The sequence below is a fragment of the Variovorax sp. CAN15 genome (assembly GCF_030462475.1).
Lineage (GTDB): Bacteria > Pseudomonadota > Gammaproteobacteria > Burkholderiales > Burkholderiaceae_C > Variovorax.
On sequence record NZ_JASMRZ010000011.1, the window covers coordinates 44,534 to 62,313 of the forward strand.

Here is a 17,780-nt window from a genome sequence, read left to right on the forward strand (position 1 = left end):
GAGGGCACCCGGGCGGTGCCCTCTTTTCATGCCTGCGCCAAAGCTGCCGCGCGAGACAAGAACGACGCGGCGAGGAGTTCGTTCCGATGCAATCTTTCCTGCTGGCGGTCGACCGGTTCTCCACATGGATCGGCAAGACCTTCGCCTGGTGCGCCCTGCTGCTCACGCTGCTGATCAGCTGGGAGGTGTTCTCGCGCTACGCCCTCAACAAGCCCCACGCCTGGGTGCTGGACGCGCAGATCATGCTGTACGGCACCATGTTCATGACCGCGGGCGCCTACACGCTCTCGAAGAACGGCCACGTGCGCGGCGACGTGCTCTACGGCTTCTTCCGCCCGCGCACGCAGGCGCTGGTGGACCTGGTGCTCTACATCGTCTTCTTCCTGCCCGGCATCGTCGCGCTGACCTGGGCCGGATGGGTCTACGCGGGCGAATCGCTCGCCATCCGCGAGCAGACCTTTTCGGCGGAGCCGCTGCCGCTGTACCCGTTCAAGTACGTCATTCCGCTGGCGGGCTTCACGCTGCTGCTGCAGGGGCTGGTGGAGATCATCCGCTGCGTGCGCTGCATCCGTGACGGCGCCTGGCCCTCGCGCGAGCAGGACGTGGAGGAAGTCGACGTCGAGAAGCTCAAGGAGATGGTGCACGTGAAGGACGAGGACATCGCCGCGCTCGACCGCGTGGTCGCCTCGAAGGAGGCCGCGCGATGATCCGACGCGAACTCTGGTTCGGCCTCTCGTTCATGGCGCTGATCGTGGCCGGCGCGATAGCGGTGCTGGCCAGCGCACCCACCATCACCAACGGCCACCTCGGCCTGCTGATGCTCTCGCTGGTGGTGGTGGCCATCATGCTGGGTTTTCCCACCGCGTTCACGCTGATGGGCATGGGCATGCTCTTCACCTGGCTGGCCTACGACCGCGACTGGCACCGCACGCTCGACCTGATGGTGCAGTCGGCCTTCAAGACCATGGCCAACGACGTGCTCATCGCTGTGCCGCTCTTCGTCTTCATGGGCTACCTGGTGGAGCGCGCGAACCTCATCGAGTCGTTGTTCAAGAGCCTGCACCTGGCGCTGGCGCGGCTGCCCGGCGCGCTCGCGGTGGCCACGCTGGTGACCTGCACCATCTTCGCGACGGCCACGGGCATCGTGGGTGCGGTGGTCACGCTGATGGGCCTGCTCGCATTGCCCGCCATGCTGCGCGCGGGCTACAGCGTGCCGCTGGCCGCCGGCTCGATCACCGCGGGCGGCTGCCTGGGCATCCTGATTCCGCCGTCGGTGCTGCTGATCGTCTACGGCGCGACGGCGGGCGTGTCGGTGGTGCAGCTCTACGCGGGCGCGTTCTTTCCGGGGCTGATGCTGGCTTCGCTCTATGTGCTGTACATGATCATCGTCGCGTGGCTCAAGCCGCAATGGGCGCCGCCGCTGTCGCAGGCGGAGCGCATCGTGCCGCTGCCGCCGCTGTCGCAGCGGTTGGCCGACAGCCCCGCCGCGCATGCGCTGGTCGGCCTGCTGAAGGGGCGGCGCAATGCAGACGTGCCGTTCTCGCATGTGCTGAAGCAGTTGGGCATCGTCGCGATGCCGGGCGTGATCTTCCTGCTGCTGGCCGCCTTCAGCTACAAGGCCGTGACGACAGTGGAAGCCCAGGCGCGCTACGAGATCGAGGAGATCGGGGCCGTGCGCAGCAGCACGCCGGAGTCCGGCGGCCTGCAGGAGCCTCCGGTCGAAGGCGGGTTGCAGGAGCCACCGCAGGAAGGTGGACTGCAGGAGCCTCCCGGTGACGATACGCAACCATCGGCACCGGCCACGGCCTCGAGCCAGGGCTCGCTGTCCGAGCCGCCGGGTGCCTCGGCCGCTTCCCCCGCGCCCACCGCCGCAGGAACCGCAGAGCCCTCGGCCCCTGCTGCTACGGAGGCTGCCACGCAGCGACCCGCGCCAACCTGGTGGTGGGTCACCTTCGCGATCTTCGGCGCCATCGTCACGCTGTTCTACCTGTTCCTGAGCTTCGCGCGGCTCGAGATCTTCAAGATGCTGCTGGCATCGTTCTTTCCGCTGGTGCTGCTGATCCTCTCGGTGCTGGGCTCGATCGTGCTGGGCCTTGCCACGCCCACCGAGGCGGCCGCCATGGGCGCGCTCGGCGGCATGCTGCTGGCGGCGGCCTACAGGCGCCTCAATCTCGCGGTGCTGAAGGAGTCGGTATTCCTCACGGCCAAGACATCGGCCATGGTGTGCTGGCTCTTCGTCGGCTCGGCCATCTTCTCGGCCGCGTTCGCGCTGCTGGGCGGGCAGGCGCTGGTGGAGGAGTGGGTGCTCGGCATGAACCTCACCAAGGTGGAGTTCCTGATCCTGAGCCAGGTCATCATCTTCCTGCTGGGCTGGCCGCTGGAGTGGACCGAGATCATCGTGATCTTCATGCCCATCTTCATCCCGCTGCTCGACAACTTCGGCGTCGACCCGCTGTTCTTCGGGCTGCTGGTGGCGCTGAACCTGCAGACCGCCTTCCTCTCGCCGCCGGTCGCGATGGCCGCCTTCTACCTGAAGGGCGTGAGCCCGCCGCACGTGACGCTGAACCAGATCTTCCTGGGCATGCTGCCCTTCATGGGCATCCAGGTGCTGGCCATCGTGCTGCTGTACGTGTGGCCGCAGATCGGGTTGTGGCTGCCGCAGCTGCTGTACAAGTAGCGGCGGCAGGCCGAGCCAGGAGTGGCGGCTTCAGCGCTGCCTTTCCACATACGGCCGCGCCTGCAGCAGCACGATCCTGTCCCCCACCGTTGCCCACTCGATGTCCTGATCGACCGCGTTGAAGGTGCGCTTCACGGCGGCGCCCACGTTCGCGAGCCGCACCACCAGTTCGTCGGTGAGCACGTTGCGGCCGGCTTCCACCGGCACTTCCTTCACACCGCCGTCCTTGTCGAGCTGCAGCGCGGTGTCTTCGGCCGAACGGCTGAGCACCTGGATGGCCCTGGACCAGCTGGAGTACATCACCTGCTCGGCCACTCGGCGGCCCTCGACCACGCGGATGCCGATGCCGCGCTTGGCGGAGATGTAGGTGATGTGCGGGTGCCCGGCGTCGAAGGGGTCGCGGGTGATCATCACGCCGGCGTTGGTCGAGTCGATGGCGGTCTGCACGAAGACGCCCATCAGTACCGATTCGGCGGCGAAGCCGGCGGCGCTGCGGGCCTCCCAGGCCTCCGGGTTGAACACCGAGGCCCAGACCTTCTTCACCGCCACTTCGAGCGCATCGCCGGTCTTGACGTTGGGTACGGTGGTGTAGAGCCCCGCGCCGCTGAAGCCGGGCAGGTCTTCGGAGTTGGACGAACTGCGCACGAACACGCCGCCTCCTCCCAGCTGCGATTGCCAGGCCGCGCGCCAGCCGGCGGCGGTGGCTGCATCGACGGGCCACTGCACGATCTCGTCGCGCAGTTGCGCCAGCGCCTTCTGGCGCACCTTCGGGTCGCTCGCGAAGCCCGGCTGCTGCTGCATGCGCGCGATGCGATCGGCCAGGCCGTTGGCGCGCATGAAGCGGTCGTAGTGCGCGAAGGGAATGCAGAAGCCGTCGGGCACCGAGGTGCCGGGGATGCGCGCGGCCTGCATGGCGCCGAGGTTCGCGGCCTTGACGCCGCACTGCGCGCTGTTTCGCGCACGCAGCGAGGCAAGCGGCAGCAGCCGGCTTTCGCGCAGGTCGGGCTTGATGGCGCGCGAGCTGCCGGGCATGGCGCCGGTGGCCGCGGTGCGCACCGCGCGCGGCGGCAGCGCGGCGATTTCATCCGCCGTGAGACGGCGCACCTGGTAGCCAGAAGCCGCCACCTTCAGCGCCACCCACTGGCCCGCATGCTCCTTCAGCACGGCGGCGGCGTCGCGCACGTAGGCGTTGGGAATGCCCCAGCCCTTGGCCAGCAGGTTGACGTGCGAGAGCGCGGTCGAGGGCCGCTCGGTCAGCACGGCCGCCACCGGCGGCAGGCCGATGGGCACCTGTCGCAGCACGGCGATGTCGTCGGGCAGCAGGGCGTTGATGCCCGAGTCGTCTTCCACGATGCGCACGCGGCCGGTGGCGGTGCCGAGGTTCATCGGCAGGAAGGGCTGCTCGCGGATCAGCGCCTCCTGGCTCACGAAGTCGATGCCGGTTTCCTTCGCCACGCGCTCGTGCAGCGTGGAGTTGGTCTTGAACTTCACCGGCCCGAAAAAGCTGGCCCTGACCTGCTGGTCGGCCTGCCGCAGCAGCGGCGCGGTGAGCTTGTCGCCCTCCCAGAACTCGTAGGTGAAGCTGCCGATGTTCTGCTGCCAGCTCAGCGTGCCGAACAGGAAGCGGCGATCGGGCACGAGGTAGTTGCGGTCGATCTCGCGCTTGATGGTGTTGGGCACGAGCCGGGTGTCGCGCAGGAAGCGCACGTGCAGCTGGTAGCGCGGCGTGTCGATGTAGTACATGCGCGGCGGCCTGGCCTGCCGGTCGATGGCGAACAGCGCGTGCGCCAGCTGCATCGGCGTGCCGGCGTCGTAGACGCGGGCGAGCTGGTCGAAGTCGCCCTGGCTGCGCAGCGCGGGCAGCGACGACGGCACCGAGGGGCGCGGCACGAGCTGGGCGGCGGGGCCTTCGGGCAGCGGCTGGCTCTGCTGCTGGTTCTGCTGCTGGTAGTACGACGGCTTGCGCGCCAGCTGGGCGGCAGCGGGCTGGGCTGCCAGCATGGCTGCGGCGGCTGCCACGCAAAACGCGATCGCGCTACTTTTTTGGAAGCACGATGCACTCACGGGCCGTGCGTTGTTCTGGTTTTTCATGCGGTGTCCCTCCTTACAACCGGTTGCCGAGTCCACGCGCGCTTCACCAAGCAGGGGAGCGGCGCTGACAGCGGCAGCGGATTCTCGCGCGTTACAACCTCACCGCTTCGTCCATCCGGGGATCAGAGAAATCACATGACTCGCACAAGAACAAGCCTTTCGGCCCTTCAACGCCCCTTGCACCAATGGCTGCTCGGGCTGGCACTGGTGTGCGCCGGCTTCGCGGCCAGCGCCCAGCAGGGCTCGCAGATGTCCATCGGGCGCCTGAACCTGCAGCAGGGAACCGTGAGCGTCTCGTCCGCCGGCGACGATCGCTGGTCCGCCGCCCGGCCCGGCCGCCAGCTTGCCGTCGGCGACCGCATCTGGACCGACCGCAACGCACGCGCCGAGGTCTACATCGGCCCGGCCGCGCTGCGGCTGGACGGCGGAACCTACGTGGAGTTCACCGGCATCGACGAGGACACGATCCGCATCAACGCGAGCCGGGGCAACCTGCAGCTGAGCGTGCGAGACATGTCCCCGGGCCAGCGCATCAGCATCGACACCCCCAACCTCTCGGCGGCGATCGGTGCGCCGGGCGAATACCGCATCGCCACCGACGCGGCCGACACCACGACCACCTGGGTGGCGGTGGCCTCGGGCCATCTCACGCTCCATGGCCAGAACGGCATCTCGCAAGTGCTGACCGAGCGCCAGCAGACCACGGTGTCGGGCCGGAACCTCACGACCGTGCGCACCACGCGCTCCCAGAACAGCAGCTTCGATACCTGGGTGGCCGAGCGCAGCCGGTTCGACGACCAGTCGGAGCCCGCGCGCTACGGCCAGCCGGCGGTGGTGGTGCCGCCTGCGGCACTGGTCGCGCGGCAGCAGCAGATCGAGTACGAACAGGCGCAGCAGCAAGCGCAGTGGATGGAGCAGCAGCGCGCGGCGCAGGCCGCCCAGCAGCAACAGCAGGAGTGGCAGCGCGAACAGGACTGGCGCCAGCAGCAGGAATGGCGCCGGCAGGAAGACTGGCGCCAGCAGCGCGAATGGCAGCAGCGGCGTGATTGGCGCGAGCGCGCCGAGCAGGACCGCTGGCAGCAACAGCAGCAACAACAGCAGTTGCAGCTGCAACTCCAGCGGCAACAGCAACAGGCCTTGCGCCAGCAGCAGGAAATGCAGCAGCGCGCCGCGCAGGCGCAGGCCCTGCAGCAGCAACAGCTGCTTCAACAACAGCAGGCGGCGCAGATGCAACTGCAACAGCAACGCGCGGCCCAGCAACAGGCCTTGGCCCAACAGCAGATGCTTCGCCAGCAACAGGAGCTGCAGCAGCGGGCCGCGCAGATGCAGCAGCAGGCGCAGGCTCAACAGCAGGCATTGCAACAGGCCCAGCTGCGTGCACTGCAGCAGCAGCKCGGCATCCAGCCGCAACCTGGCCAGCCCGCCGGCGACGATCCGCGCAGGCTCTGGACTTCGCCGGACTCGCGCTAGCAGGCTCGCCCCGCAGGGCTCTCGGACAGCGGACTCCGTGAAGGAACTCCACGGTCAAGCAAGGCCCGCCCCAAGCGCCGCCTTCGGCCCGCCGCTACAGTCGGCGGCCAAGGAGCAAGATTTCCCATGCCCACTTTCGACTTCGATCTCTTCGTCATCGGCGCCGGCAGCGGCGGCGTTCGCGCCGCGCGCATGGCGGCGCAGACCGGTGCCCGCGTCGCCGTCGCCGAGGCCGCCGAACTCGGCGGCACCTGCGTCAACGTGGGCTGCATTCCCAAGAAGCTCTACAGCTATGCGGCCGGCTATGCCGAATCCTTCGAGGAAGCCGCGGGTTACGGCTGGAAGCTGCCCGAGGCGCCGCAGTTCGACTGGGCGCACCTGAAGGCGCAGCGCGCAAAAGAAATCAGGCGGCTCAACGGCATCTACGCCTCGCTGCTGAAGAACGCGGGCGTCACGCTCGTCACAGGGTGGGCGCAGCTGGCCGATCCGCACACGGTGGAGGTCGACGGCAAGCGCTACACCGCCCGCCACCTGCTCGTGGCCACCGGCGGCACGCCCTTCGTGCCCGACATCCAGGGCCGCGAGCACGTCGTGACCTCCGACGCGATGTTCGACCTCGACCCATTCCCCAAGCGCCTGCTGGTGGTAGGCGGCGGCTACATCGCCTGCGAGTTCGCATCGATCTTCAACGGGCTGGGCTCGAAGGTGACGCAGCTGCACCGCCGCGCGCACCTTCTCACAGGCTTCGACGACGACGTGCGGCAGTTCCTGGCGAGCGAGATGGGCAAGGCCGGCGTCGACGTGCGGCTGAACTGCGAGGTCGCCTCGGTAACCCGCCGCACCGGTGGCGCCGACGGCCTCACGGTCACGCTCTCGCGCGGCCAGCAGATCGAGGCCGATACGGTGCTCTTCGCCACCGGCCGCGTACCCAACACGCAGGGGCTGGGCCTCGAAGCGGCGGGCGTGAAGCTCGACGAACGTGGCGCAGTCGCGGTCGACGCGCACTACCGCAGCTCGGTGCCGTCGATCTACGCGGTGGGCGACGTGTCCACCCGCGTGCAGCTCACGCCGGTGGCGCTGGCCGAGGCGATGGTGGTGGTCGACGAGCTCTTCGGCAAGGGCAAACGCCGGCTCGACTACGAGTTCATTCCCACCGCCGTGTTCACCCACCCGAACATCGGCACCTGCGGCTACACCGAGCTCGACGCGCGCGCGAAGTTCGGCGACGTGACCGTGTTCTCCAGCGAATTCAAGTCGCTGCGCCACACGCTCTCGGGCCGCAGCGAGCGCACCTTCATGAAGCTGGTGGTCGACAAGGCCACCGACCGCGTGGTGGGCCTGCACATGGTGGGCGCCGATGCGGGCGAGGTGGTGCAGGGCTTCGCGGTGGCGATGCGGGCGGGGGCGACGAAGGCGATCTTCGACAGCACGGTGGGTATCCATCCCACCGCGGCAGAAGAGTTCGTGACGATGCGCGAGCCGATGCCGGGGTAACAGCTCACCCGCCCAGGCTGCGCGCACTTCGTGTCGCGCGCGCTTTCCCCCTTCCGGGGGCAGCACCTGCGGCCCGGCAAAGCCGGTTCCGCGGTGCTCCCGCCAGATCGGGGTCAACTTGAGCGTTGCTTGCCCTCGAGCAGCTTCACCATCACGAACAGCACGCGATTCGCCGGCGTCGGCACGCCCAGCGTCTCCCCGCGCCGCACGACCAGGCCGTTGAGATGGTCGATTTCGCTGGGCTTGCCGCGCGCCAGGTCCTGCGCGGTGGACGAGTACTGCGAGGGCATGGTCTGCGCGATGGCTCGTACAGCGGCGTCGGTGTCGCCGGCCACTTCCACGCCCTCGGCCTTGGCAACCGCAAGGCATTCGGCCACCACGTCGCGGATCATGTCGGTCACGCCGGCGCCCTTCACGAGCACGCCGTAGGGCAGCTGCGTGACGGCGGAGAGCGCGTTGTAGGCGCAGTTGAGGATCAGCTTGGCCCAGAGCGATCCGCGCACATTGGCCGAGATCTGCGTGGGCACGCCGGCGGCTTCGAGGTGCCGGGCCACTTCCTCGCTGCGGCTCGAGGGCGCGATCACCAGCTCGCCGCGCCCGTGGTGCTTCACATGGCCGGGCCCGGCCATTTCTGTCGCGACGTAGACGACTGCCGCCGCGACCTCGTTCGATGACGGCAGCACGGAGCGCACGCGCTCGTCGTTGTCCACGCCGTTCTGCAGCGTGAGCACCAGCGCGCCGGGCGCGAGATGCGGCTTGATCTGCCCGGCGGCCGCTTCGGTGTCGGTGGATTTCACGCAGAACAGCACGAGGTCGGCGCCCTGCACGGCAGAGGGCTCGGTGCTCGCGGCCACCTTCACATGCTCATCGAAAGCCTTGGCCTCCAGGCGCAGGCCCTTGGCGTTGGCGGCCTCGACGTGCGAGGGGCGGCCTATCAGCACCACCTCGTGCCCGGCGCGCGCGAGCATCGCCCCGTAGTAACAGCCGACCGCGCCGGCACCCATCACTGCGACTTTCATCGGTTCGTTTCCTTGCTTGTCCGTATGGGGGCAGAGCCTAGCGAAGATGGCGGCTTCATGCTTCGGTCTCCACACCGCGCGACTTCAGCCCCTCGTCGAGCAGCCATTCGCGGAACGCCGCGAAGGCGGGCAGGTCGAGCCGGTCGGGCCGGTAGCAGAGATAGTGCCCCTGGTTCACGCTCACCGGCGTGCCGCAGGGGCTCAGCAGGGCGCCTTCGGCCAGCTCTTCCTGCACCAGCAGCCTGGGCACGAGGCCGATGCCCAGGCCGTTGAGCGCCGCCTGGATCAGCGCCGAATACTGGGCGAAGCGCGGCCCGGCCACGATCTGCACCTCGGGCACGCCGTGCTGCGCGGCCCACTGGCGCCAGGCGCTGGGCGCGCCCTCGTGGTGCAGCAGCGTGTGGCCGACGATGTCTGCGGGCTGGGCGATGCGATGGCGCCCTTCGACCAGCGAGCGCGCCACGATCAGCACGAACTCGCGCCCCGCGATGTATTCGGACACCACGCCGGGCCAGCCATCGGGACCGTAGCGGATGGCGGCATCGACGCCGGCCGGGATGCCGTCGCTGGGCTCCAGGTGGCGGCTGAAGCTCAGCATCACGTGCCGGCTCTTCTGGCTGAAGGCGGGCAGGCGCGGAATGAGCCACTTGGTAAGGAAGGTGGGCACGCTCGCCAGCGTGAGCAGGCCGGCGCCCGCGTCGCCCGAGCGGGCCTCGAAGGTCGCTGTTTCGATGGCACGCAGGCCGCCGGAGATCTTCTGCCAGTACACGCGCCCCTGCGGCGTGAGCTGCACGCCGCGCCCGTTCTTCTGCAGCAGCTCGCGGCCGAGGAAGGCTTCGAGCCCCGCGATCTGCTTGCTGACCGCGCTCACGGTGATGCACAGTGCGCCGGCGGCCAGCGTGATGCTCTGGTGACGCGCGACGGCGTCGAAGGCCAGCAGCTCCTGGATGGTGGGGCAGTCGCGCTTCATGCATGGCCTCGCTTCGTGAAAGCCGCATGAAAAACGCTTTCCAATTGCTCAAGTGTCGTCATCCAAGTTTCACCCATAAGTTCGTACGCGATTCCTAGAATTCGAGGCAACGCGGCGGCAAGCCCGGCGCGAACAGTAGCGCATCCGGAAAGTATGCCGGGTGTCCACGACATTGGAGACAACCTTGGTTCGCGTCATCTCGCTCATCTACGGCCTGTACCTGCTGCTGCCCATCGCGCTGCTGCTGGTCGGCAGCGTGGGCGGCAACTGGACCAACACGCTGCTGCCCACGGGCATCACCGGCCAGTGGTATGCCGACCTCTGGATCGACACCTCCTTCCGCAAGGCCTTCGTGAGCAGCCTCGTGGTGGCGCTCTCGGCCTGCGCCATCAACACGGTGCTGGCGCTGCCGCTGGCCTATGCGCTGTACCACGGCGCGCGGCGCGGCGGCAGCCTGGCGGCGCGCATCGTGAGCGCCACGCCGGTGGCGGTGCCGGCGATCACGCTGGCCTTCGGCTACATGATCGTGTTCAACACCGACCTCGCGCCCTGGCTGGGCTCGATGCCGCTGCTCATTGCTGCGCACGCGATCCTCACGCTGCCCTACCTCACCAACACGCTGCTGACCGACCTGCGCCACCTCGACCTCGGCCGTCTGGAGCAGGCGGCCGCCACGCTCGGCGCCTCGGGCTGGCAGCAGTTCACCGGCATCGTGCTGCCTAGCCTGCGCCAGAGCCTGATCAGCGGGCTAGTGATGGTGGCGGCCATCTCGGTGGGCGAGTTCGGCGTGTCGAACCTGCTCACGAGCTTCCAGAACCGCACCTATCCGGTGGTGCTGCTGCAGGCCTTCTACGGCGCGACGGGTTTCGCCTGCGCTGCCACGGTGATCCTGCTGGTGCTGGCGAGCGCGTCGGCGCTTCTTTCCTCTTCCCTCGTGAAGCAACGCGCATAAGCGGCAGGACCGATACGCCATGAGCCTCCTCCTCGACAAGGTCAGCTACAACTACCCCGGCAGCACGCACGGCCTGCACGACGTATCGCTCGACGTGCGCACAGGCGAGCTGGTCGCGGTGATCGGGCCCAGCGGCTCGGGCAAGTCGACGCTGCTCAAGCTGGTGTCGGGCCTGGAAACGGGCCACACCGGCCGCATCGCGCTCGACGGCGAGGACATGTCGCGCACGCCGGTGCACCAGCGCCACATCGGCATGGTGTTCCAGAGCTACGCGCTCTTTCCGCACCTGAGCGTGCTCGACAACGTGGCCTACGGGCTCAAGCTGCGCAAGGTGGCAGCCGCCGAGCGGCACCGCCGCGCGCAGGAGTTGCTCGACATCGTCGGGCTGGGCGAGTACTCGCGGCGCGCCGTGGCGCAGCTCTCGGGCGGACAGCAGCAGCGCGTGGCGCTGGCCCGCGCGCTGGCCATCGACCCGCGCGCCCTGCTGCTCGACGAGCCGCTCTCGGCACTCGACGCCAGCGTGCGCGGCCACCTGCGCGACCAGATCCGCGCCATCCAGCAGCGCTTCAACGCCACCACGCTGCTGGTCACGCACGACCAGGAGGAAGCGCTGGCCATGGCCGACCGCGTGGCCATGCTCAAGGACGGCCGGCTGCTGCAGATCGCCACGCCGCGCGACATCTACGAGAACCCCGCGAGCCGCGCGGTGGCGGAGTTCGTCGGGCTCTCGACGATCCTGCCCGCGAAGGTGGCCTCCCCAGGCCGGCTGGACCTGGGATTTGCCGAACTCTTCGCCGACACCGGCCAGCGCCCCTTCGGCACCGAATTGCACGTGCTGGTGCGGCCCGAGCACATCCGGCCCGACCCGGCGGCCGACGCCGTGAACCGTCTTGCAGGGCGCACCGGCGCGCAGCGCTACCTGGGCGCGCTCACGCGCTACGACTTCGAAGTGCCGGGCGCGGCCAGGCCCTTCCTCGCCGAATCGGCGAAGCCCGCGGCCGAGGCCATCGCCATTGCGCCCGAACACCTCCGTTTACTTGACCACTGACCTTTTCCTCCAAGGAGCCACCATGCAACGCAGACATCTGATCCAGGCCGCCGGCGCACTGCCGCTGGCCTCTCTCGCGGCCCGCACCGCATTCGCCTTCGACGGCCCCGAGCTCTACGCGGGCGAGAAGGCGCTGTACGCCGAGGCGCAGAAGGAAGGCCTTTGCGTCTCCTTCGACACCGGCCCCGAGTGGGCCAACTGGAAGTCGCTGTTCCGCGACTTCAAGAAGCGCTACCCCGAGATCGAGCTGACCTACAACGACATCGGCTCCGCCGCCACCGTGGTCGCGCTCGAGAAGACCAGGCGCCGCCCGCAGGCCGACACCGCCTACTACTTCGCCGCCTCGGCCGTCGACGCCGCCAGGAAGGACGTGGTCGCGCCCTTCAAGCCCGTCAACTTCGACAAGCTGCCGGCCGTGTTCCGCGAGGCCGATGGCCGCTGGTTCACCATCCACACGCTCAACATCGCCTTCCTGGTCAACAAGAAGCTGGTGAAGAACGTGCCCACCGGCTGGGCCGACCTGCTCAAGCCCGAGTTCAAGAACACGGTGGTCTACCTCGACCCGCGCTCCACCGGCATCGGCCAGGTGCTGACCTTCGCGGCGGCGTACGCCAACGGCGGCAGTGTCGACAACGTGCAGCCCGGCACCGACTACCTGGGCAAGCTGCATGCGGCCGGCAACGTGCTGCGCGTGGAAGGCACCACGCCCTACGCCAAGTTCCTCAAGGGCGAGATCCCGGTGTGGATCAGCTACGAGAACGACGGCCTGAAGGCCAAGCACGTCGACGGCATGGGCGACGCGGTGGAAGTCGTGATCCCCAAGGAAGCCAGCGTGGCCGCGCCCTACGCCATCAGCCTCGTGAAGAACGGCCCGAACCCGAACGCCGGCAAGCTGTGGCTCAACTTCATCATGAGCGAGGCCGGCCAGTCGCTGTTCGCGCAGGGCTTCGTGCGCCCCGCCGTGCCGGGCACGCCGCTGAGCGCCGACGTGGCCGCCAGGATGCCGGCCGCGCCGCAGATCAAGCCGCTCGACGTGGTGAAGGCCTCGGAGCGCAAGGCGGAAATCGACAAGCTCTGGGCGCAGGCTGCCCTGGGCAAGTAAAAGAAAGCCCGAAGGATCGTGATGCGACGCTTTGGCGCCTGGCCCGCGTGGGCTTTCATGGCGCTGTTCTTCGCGGTGCCGCTGGCGGCGCTGCTGCCCGAGGCCTTCGGCGAGGGCGGCAGCGCCTTCGGCCGGCTGTTCGGCAACCCGCTGTTCTTCGGGGCGCTGCGCAATACGCTGGCGCTCGGGCTCGCGGCGGGCGCGATGTCGGCGCTGGTGGGCACCTGCATCGCGATCGAACTCGCGCGCCAGCCCGAGGGGCGCCGCCGCTGGATGATGACCCTGCTGGGCCTGCCGCTGGCCTTCTCGGGGCTGGTGATCGCCTACGGCTTCATCCTGGCCTTCGGCCGCGCGGGCTTCGTGACGCAGTTGCTCGCGGGGCTGGGCGCCGACCCGGCCGCCATCGGCAGCTGGATCTACAGCGTGTCGGGCCTGGGTTTTGCGTATGCCTACTACCTGATTCCGCGCGTGGCGCTGTCGCTGTACCCGGTGTTCGCGAACCTCGACCTGCGCCCGGCGCAGGCCGCGCGCACGCTGGGCGCGTCGCGCTCGCGCGCCTTCCGGGACACGGTGGTGCCCGAGGTGCTGCCCTCCGTGCTTTCGAACGCCTGCATGGTGGCCGCGATCGCGATGGGCACCTACGGCACGGCGCTGGCGCTGGTGGGCACGCAGCTCAACATCCTGCCGCTGATGCTGCTGGCGCAGGTGGGCGACGGCGGTTCCGATTTCGCGGTGGCGGCGGCCCTGTCGCTGGTGCTGATGGTTGTGTGTGTGATCGTGATGGGAGTGGGCGATGTCTTTACGCGAAGGCGCGAGCGCGGCGGTGCTGCCGGCGCCGGTCACTGAGGCGCTGGAACGCCTCGCGCAGAAACAGCGGGGGCCTGCGCGCCACCGCCAGCCGGTGGCCATCATCGGCCCCGGCGACGGCGGCGCGGCCGAGTGCGAGGCCGCCCACGCGGTGGCGCATGCGCTGGCCGGCGCGGGCATGGCCGTGGTCTGCGGCGGGCGCGGCGGCGTGATGGCGGCCGCCTCGCGCGGCGCGGTGGAGGCCGGCGGCATCGCCGTGGGCATCCTGCCCGAGGACGACGACCGCAACGCCAACGAATGGCTCAGCGTGGCGATTCCCACCGGCATGGGCGAGATGCGCAACGGCATCGTCGCGCGCAGCGGCGTGTGCCTGGTCGCCATCGGCGGCAACATGGGCACGCTGTCTGAAATGGCGCTGGGCCTCAAGTGGGGCAAGCCGGTGTTCGTGATGCACGGCGACGTGGCGCTGCCCGGCGCGGTGCAGGCTTCCGACGTGAACGACATGCTCGCAAAAGTGCTCGCCTGCCTTCTGGCCTGACCGCGCGCTGGCAGGGCAGCCGCATTGCACAATGCCGGCATGCCCTACATGCCAACCTTCGTTGCTCCCGCCCGCTTCACCGACGCCGCCGCCGCACTCGAGCAGGTCAAGCGCATCTACCAGGACGGCCTCACGCACCTGCGCGAATCGATGCTGCGCTTCGTCGCCGGCGAAGAGCTGCCGGGTCGGGTGCGGGCCTGCTACCCCTTCGTGCGGGTGCACACCCACACCGTTTCGCGCCACACGCCGCCGGCCAACGCCGGCCTGAGCTACGGCTTCGTGGCCGGCCCCGGACGCTACGAGACCACGCTGACGCGGCCCGACCTGTTCGCGCGCTACTACCTCGACCAGTTCCGCCTGCTGCTGGAAAACCACCAGGTCGAGCTTGAAGTCGGCACCAGCACGCAGCCGATTCCGATCCACTTCTCATTCGCCGAGAACGACCACATCGAAGGCACCATGAGCGCCGAGCGCCGCGCCCTGATGCGCGACGTGTTCGACCTGCCCGACCTGGGCGTGATGGACGACGGCATCGCCAACGGCACCTTCGAGGCGCGCGACGGCGAGGCGCAGCCGCTGTCGCTCTTCACCGCCGCGCGGGTCGACTACTCGCTGCACCGCCTGCGCCACTACTCGGGCACCGCGCCCGACTGGTTCCAGAACTTCGTGCTGTTCACCAACTACCAGTTCTACATCGACGAGTTCGTGCGCCTGGGCCACGAGGCCATGGCCGACGAGAACAGCGAGTACGTCGCCTTCATCGAGCCCGGCAACGTGGTCACGCGCCGGCGCGGCCTGCCCGCCGGCTCGAGCGCCACCTACGGCCACCTGCTCGACGGCAGCCAGGGCACCGCCCCGCCGCGCCTGCCGCAGATGCCGGCCTACCACCTCGTGCGCGAGGACTGCAGCGGCACCACCATGGTCAACATCGGCGTGGGCCCGGCCAACGCCAAGACCATCACCGACCACATCGCGGTGCTGCGCCCGCATGCCTGGATGATGCTGGGCCACTGCGCGGGCCTGCGCAACACGCAGCAGCTCGGCGACTACGTGCTGGCCCACGCCTATGTGCGCGAGGACCACGTGCTCGACGAGGAACTGCCGCTGTGGGTGCCGATCCCGGCGCTGTCGGAGATCCAGCTCGCGCTGGAAAAAGCCGTGGCCGACGTCACGCGCTACGAAGGCCCCGACCTGAAGAAGATCATGCGCACAGGCACCGTGGCCAGCACCGACAACCGCAACTGGGAGCTGCTGCCGGGCAACCAGCCGCAGCGCCGCTTCAGCCAGAGCCGCGCGGTGGCGCTGGACATGGAAAGCGCGACCATCGCGGCCAACGGCTTCCGCTTCCGCGTGCCCTACGGCACGCTGTTGTGCGTGAGCGACAAGCCGCTGCACGGCGAGATCAAGCTGCCGGGCATGGCCAACCACTTCTACCGTGAGCGCGTGGAGCAGCACCTGCGCATCGGCATGCGGGCCATCGACATCCTGCGCGCCGAGGGCTCGACCCGGCTGCACAGCCGCAAGCTGCGCAGCTTCGCCGAAGTGGCGTTCCAGTAAGAAGAACGGCTCCAGCAGGCCTGCCGCGCGGGCCGGGCCTCAGGGTTTGTCCTGCCCGCTGGCGCGCGTGATCGGCGCGTTTCGCGGACATCATCCGGTGTACCCCACGACAACCGGAAAGAAGATGACCCAGTCGCGCTCCGTTCCCCCCATCTCCCGTCGCAGTTTTTCTGCATGGATCGCAGCCTCGGCCGCGGCAGCCGGCGCAGGACACGCCGCGCTGTGGCCGCGCACCGCGCATGCCGCCGACGCGCCGCTCAGCAACAGGCTGCGCATCGTGATTCCCGCCAACGAGGGCGGCGGCTGGGACCAGACGGGCCGTGCGCTGGGCGCCGCCATGCTGGCATCGGGCGCGGTCGGCCACGTGGTGTACGAGAACGTCGGCGGCAAGGGCGGCACGATCGGCCTGGCCAGGTACGTCGAGAAATACGACGCCGACCCCGACACGCTGCTGATGAGCGGCATGGTCATGGTCGGCGCGGTGGCGTTGCAGAAGCCCGCGGTCACCATGGCCAACATGGCGCCCATCGCCCGCCTCACCAGCGACTACGAAGTGATCGCGGTGAAGGCCGACTCGCCCATCAGGACACCGAAGGACCTGATCGCGCAACTGCACGCGGACGCGGCCAACACCGTCATCGCGGGCGGCTCGGCCGGGGGCGTGGACCACATGTATGCCGGCATGCTGGCGCGCGTGGCCGAGGTTTCGCAGTCCCTGGTCTACCAGGCGCACCCCGGCGGCGCCGAGGTGGTAGAGGCGCTGGAAAGCGGCAAGGCCGCGGCGGGCATCTCGGGCTACAGCGAGTTCGCCGAGGGCATCGCCGGCGGCAAGCTGCGCGCGATCGGCGTTTCGTCGAAGCGGCCGTTCCAGGGCATCGCCTCGGTGCGCGAACAGGGCGTGGACGCCGACCTCGCCAACTGGCGCGGCGTGCTCACCGGCCGCAAGGTGCCGCCGTACCGCAAGGCGGCCCTGCTGACGGTGGTGCGGCGCGCCACCGCCACCGACCTGTGGCAGAAAAGCATCAAGCAGAACAACTGGGACCCGTTCTGGCTGGAGGGCAAGGAATTCGAGAACTTCCTCGAAACCGACAACGCGATGGCCGGACCGCTGATCTATCTGCTCAAGCTGAAGGCTTGAAACCGGCTCTCCCCCAGGCTTCGCGCACTTCGTGTCGCTGCGCCACCCCTCTTCCGGTGGCGACACCTGCGGCCCGGCAAAGCCGGTTCCACGGCGTCCCGGCCTTGGGCTGCGCCGTGCGAAGCTTTGCGCCGAATCGGCCGCACTCTTTCATGCGAAGAGTTCCGGCATTTCGCGCAGCGCCTTCGGCGTCAGCGTGAGCGCCCGCCCATCCAGCTCCTGCCGCACCCATCCCCGTTTCAGCGACAGCTGCAGCCACGCCGCCCCCAGCGCGCCGCCCAGGTGCGGGCGGCGCTCGCTCCAGTCGAGGCAGGCGCAGGCGAAGCGCCGGCGCGAGCGGCGCACCTCGTCGATCTCCACGCCCAGGCTCTCCAGCGCGATCGCGCCTTCGGGCGTGAGTTCGTACGAGCCGCTGTGCAGGCCGCTGAGCCAGCCCTGGGCATGCAGCCGGTCGTGCAGCGCAACGCCTGCCGTGCCCGCCATGTGGTCGTAGCAGGTGCGCGCGCTGCGCAGGCGGCTCGGCGTGTTGGGCCTGAACCCGGGCGTGCGTGGTGTGCCGGCCACCACCATCAGGCTTTCGAGCGCGGAGGCGACGTCGTCGTTGGCGAGGCGGAAGTAGCGGTGCTTGCCTTGTACCAGCACGTCGACCAGCCGCTCTTCCTTCAGGCGAGCGAGGTGCGCGCTGGCGGTGGAGGCGGCCACCTCGGCGACGGTGGCGAGTTCGGTGGCTGTGCGTGCGTGGCCGTCCATCAGGCAGCTCAGCATGCGGGCGCGTGCCGGCTCGGCAATCGCGCCGGCCAGGCGGGCCAGCTGGAAGTCGGCGGAGGATGAAAGGGTGTCGTCCATGCGCCCATCCTAAGACGGCAGCGCACGCCACACTTCGTTCGCGGGCGAAGTGTGGCGGCAGCTTCGACCGC

General features: G+C 69.1%; 15 protein-coding genes. 11 read left to right on the forward strand and 4 right to left on the reverse strand.

The genetic code is table 11. The annotated features are described in order from the left end of the window. The first annotated feature begins 86 nt into the window (after positions 1–86). Positions 87–707 carry a TRAP transporter small permease subunit gene (locus QMO14_RS10780; protein ID WP_301506968.1) on the forward strand — a complete coding sequence of 207 codons (621 nt, stop codon included), beginning with the start codon at positions 87–89 and terminating at the stop codon, positions 705–707. After that, positions 704–2,677, forward strand: a complete 1,974-nt coding sequence (locus QMO14_RS10785; protein ID WP_301506970.1) for a TRAP transporter large permease subunit — start codon at positions 704–706, stop codon at positions 2,675–2,677. The genes QMO14_RS10780 and QMO14_RS10785 overlap by 4 nt, the downstream gene beginning before the upstream one ends. A 30-nt stretch (positions 2,678–2,707) precedes the next feature. On the opposite strand, the gene QMO14_RS10790 is transcribed toward QMO14_RS10785, so the two are convergent. Beyond that, complete coding sequence (locus tag QMO14_RS10790) at positions 2,708–4,768, reverse strand: PEP/pyruvate-binding domain-containing protein (RefSeq protein WP_301506972.1); 2,061 nt, start codon at positions 4,766–4,768, stop codon at positions 2,708–2,710. A 135-nt stretch (positions 4,769–4,903) separates the two neighbouring features. Between QMO14_RS10790 and QMO14_RS10795 the strand changes: the two genes are divergently transcribed. Both QMO14_RS10795 and gorA read left to right on the forward strand, forming a co-directional pair. Then, positions 4,904–6,238, forward strand: a complete 1,335-nt coding sequence (locus QMO14_RS10795) for a hypothetical protein (protein WP_301506973.1) — start codon at positions 4,904–4,906, stop codon at positions 6,236–6,238. Positions 6,239–6,364: 126 nt separating this feature from the next. Beyond that, complete coding sequence (gene gorA, locus QMO14_RS10800; protein WP_301506975.1) at positions 6,365–7,732, forward strand: glutathione-disulfide reductase; 1,368 nt, start codon at positions 6,365–6,367, stop codon at positions 7,730–7,732. A 113-nt stretch (positions 7,733–7,845) separates the two neighbouring features. Here the strand turns inward: gorA and QMO14_RS10805 are convergent, their stop codons facing one another. Next, positions 7,846–8,751, reverse strand: coding sequence for a ketopantoate reductase family protein (locus QMO14_RS10805; protein ID WP_301506977.1), 906 nt, complete (start codon positions 8,749–8,751; stop codon positions 7,846–7,848). A 55-nt stretch (positions 8,752–8,806) separates the two neighbouring features. Beyond that, positions 8,807–9,721 carry a LysR substrate-binding domain-containing protein gene (locus tag QMO14_RS10810; protein ID WP_301506979.1) on the reverse strand — a complete coding sequence of 305 codons (915 nt, stop codon included), beginning with the start codon at positions 9,719–9,721 and terminating at the stop codon, positions 8,807–8,809. A gap of 184 nt (positions 9,722–9,905) precedes the next feature. Between QMO14_RS10810 and QMO14_RS10815 the strand changes: the two genes are divergently transcribed. The 7 genes from QMO14_RS10815 (at position 9,906) to QMO14_RS10845 (ending at position 16,863) form a co-directional block, all read left to right on the forward strand. Then, entirely contained in the window at positions 9,906–10,673 is a 768-nt protein-coding gene (locus QMO14_RS10815; protein ID WP_301506981.1) for an ABC transporter permease, read from the forward strand. A 19-nt stretch (positions 10,674–10,692) separates the two neighbouring features. Then, complete coding sequence (locus QMO14_RS10820; protein ID WP_301506982.1) at positions 10,693–11,721, forward strand: ABC transporter ATP-binding protein; 1,029 nt, start codon at positions 10,693–10,695, stop codon at positions 11,719–11,721. Positions 11,722–11,743: 22 nt separating this feature from the next. Further along, positions 11,744–12,823 carry an extracellular solute-binding protein gene (locus QMO14_RS10825; RefSeq protein WP_301506984.1) on the forward strand — a complete coding sequence of 360 codons (1,080 nt, stop codon included), beginning with the start codon at positions 11,744–11,746 and terminating at the stop codon, positions 12,821–12,823. Between the two features lie 21 nt (positions 12,824–12,844). Next, positions 12,845–13,669, forward strand: coding sequence for an ABC transporter permease (locus QMO14_RS10830; protein ID WP_301506986.1), 825 nt, complete (start codon positions 12,845–12,847; stop codon positions 13,667–13,669). Then, positions 13,617–14,168, forward strand: a complete 552-nt coding sequence (locus tag QMO14_RS10835) for a TIGR00725 family protein (protein WP_301506988.1) — start codon at positions 13,617–13,619, stop codon at positions 14,166–14,168. Before QMO14_RS10830 ends, QMO14_RS10835 begins: the two co-directional genes overlap by 53 nt. A 39-nt stretch (positions 14,169–14,207) precedes the next feature. Beyond that, complete coding sequence (locus tag QMO14_RS10840; protein ID WP_301506990.1) at positions 14,208–15,725, forward strand: AMP nucleosidase; 1,518 nt, start codon at positions 14,208–14,210, stop codon at positions 15,723–15,725. 124 nt (positions 15,726–15,849) lie between these two features. Beyond that, positions 15,850–16,863, forward strand: a complete 1,014-nt coding sequence (locus QMO14_RS10845; protein WP_301506992.1) for a tripartite tricarboxylate transporter substrate binding protein — start codon at positions 15,850–15,852, stop codon at positions 16,861–16,863. Between the two features lie 150 nt (positions 16,864–17,013). On the opposite strand, the gene QMO14_RS10850 is transcribed toward QMO14_RS10845, so the two are convergent. Further along, positions 17,014–17,709, reverse strand: coding sequence for a helix-turn-helix transcriptional regulator (locus tag QMO14_RS10850; protein ID WP_301506994.1), 696 nt, complete (start codon positions 17,707–17,709; stop codon positions 17,014–17,016). Positions 17,710–17,780: the final 71 nt, after the last annotated feature.

What these genes read in the sequence shown, in the direction of transcription:
- QMO14_RS10780 (WP_301506968.1), top strand. Translation starts at nt 87, where the DNA reads ATGCAATCTTTCCTGCTGGCGGTCGACCGGTTCTCCACATGGATCGGC.
- QMO14_RS10785 (WP_301506970.1), top strand. Translation starts at nt 704, where the DNA reads ATGATCCGACGCGAACTCTGGTTCGGCCTCTCGTTCATGGCGCTGATC.
- QMO14_RS10790 (WP_301506972.1), bottom strand. Translation starts at nt 4,768, where the DNA reads ATGAAAAACCAGAACAACGCACGGCCCGTGAGTGCATCGTGCTTCCAA.
- gorA (WP_301506975.1), top strand. Translation starts at nt 6,365, where the DNA reads ATGCCCACTTTCGACTTCGATCTCTTCGTCATCGGCGCCGGCAGCGGC.
- QMO14_RS10805 (WP_301506977.1), bottom strand. Translation starts at nt 8,751, where the DNA reads ATGAAAGTCGCAGTGATGGGTGCCGGCGCGGTCGGCTGTTACTACGGG.
- QMO14_RS10810 (WP_301506979.1), bottom strand. Translation starts at nt 9,721, where the DNA reads ATGAAGCGCGACTGCCCCACCATCCAGGAGCTGCTGGCCTTCGACGCC.
- QMO14_RS10820 (WP_301506982.1), top strand. Translation starts at nt 10,693, where the DNA reads ATGAGCCTCCTCCTCGACAAGGTCAGCTACAACTACCCCGGCAGCACG.
- QMO14_RS10825 (WP_301506984.1), top strand. Translation starts at nt 11,744, where the DNA reads ATGCAACGCAGACATCTGATCCAGGCCGCCGGCGCACTGCCGCTGGCC.
- QMO14_RS10830 (WP_301506986.1), top strand. Translation starts at nt 12,845, where the DNA reads ATGCGACGCTTTGGCGCCTGGCCCGCGTGGGCTTTCATGGCGCTGTTC.
- QMO14_RS10835 (WP_301506988.1), top strand. Translation starts at nt 13,617, where the DNA reads ATGTCTTTACGCGAAGGCGCGAGCGCGGCGGTGCTGCCGGCGCCGGTC.
- QMO14_RS10840 (WP_301506990.1), top strand. Translation starts at nt 14,208, where the DNA reads ATGCCCTACATGCCAACCTTCGTTGCTCCCGCCCGCTTCACCGACGCC.
- QMO14_RS10845 (WP_301506992.1), top strand. Translation starts at nt 15,850, where the DNA reads ATGACCCAGTCGCGCTCCGTTCCCCCCATCTCCCGTCGCAGTTTTTCT.
- QMO14_RS10850 (WP_301506994.1), bottom strand. Translation starts at nt 17,709, where the DNA reads ATGGACGACACCCTTTCATCCTCCGCCGACTTCCAGCTGGCCCGCCTG.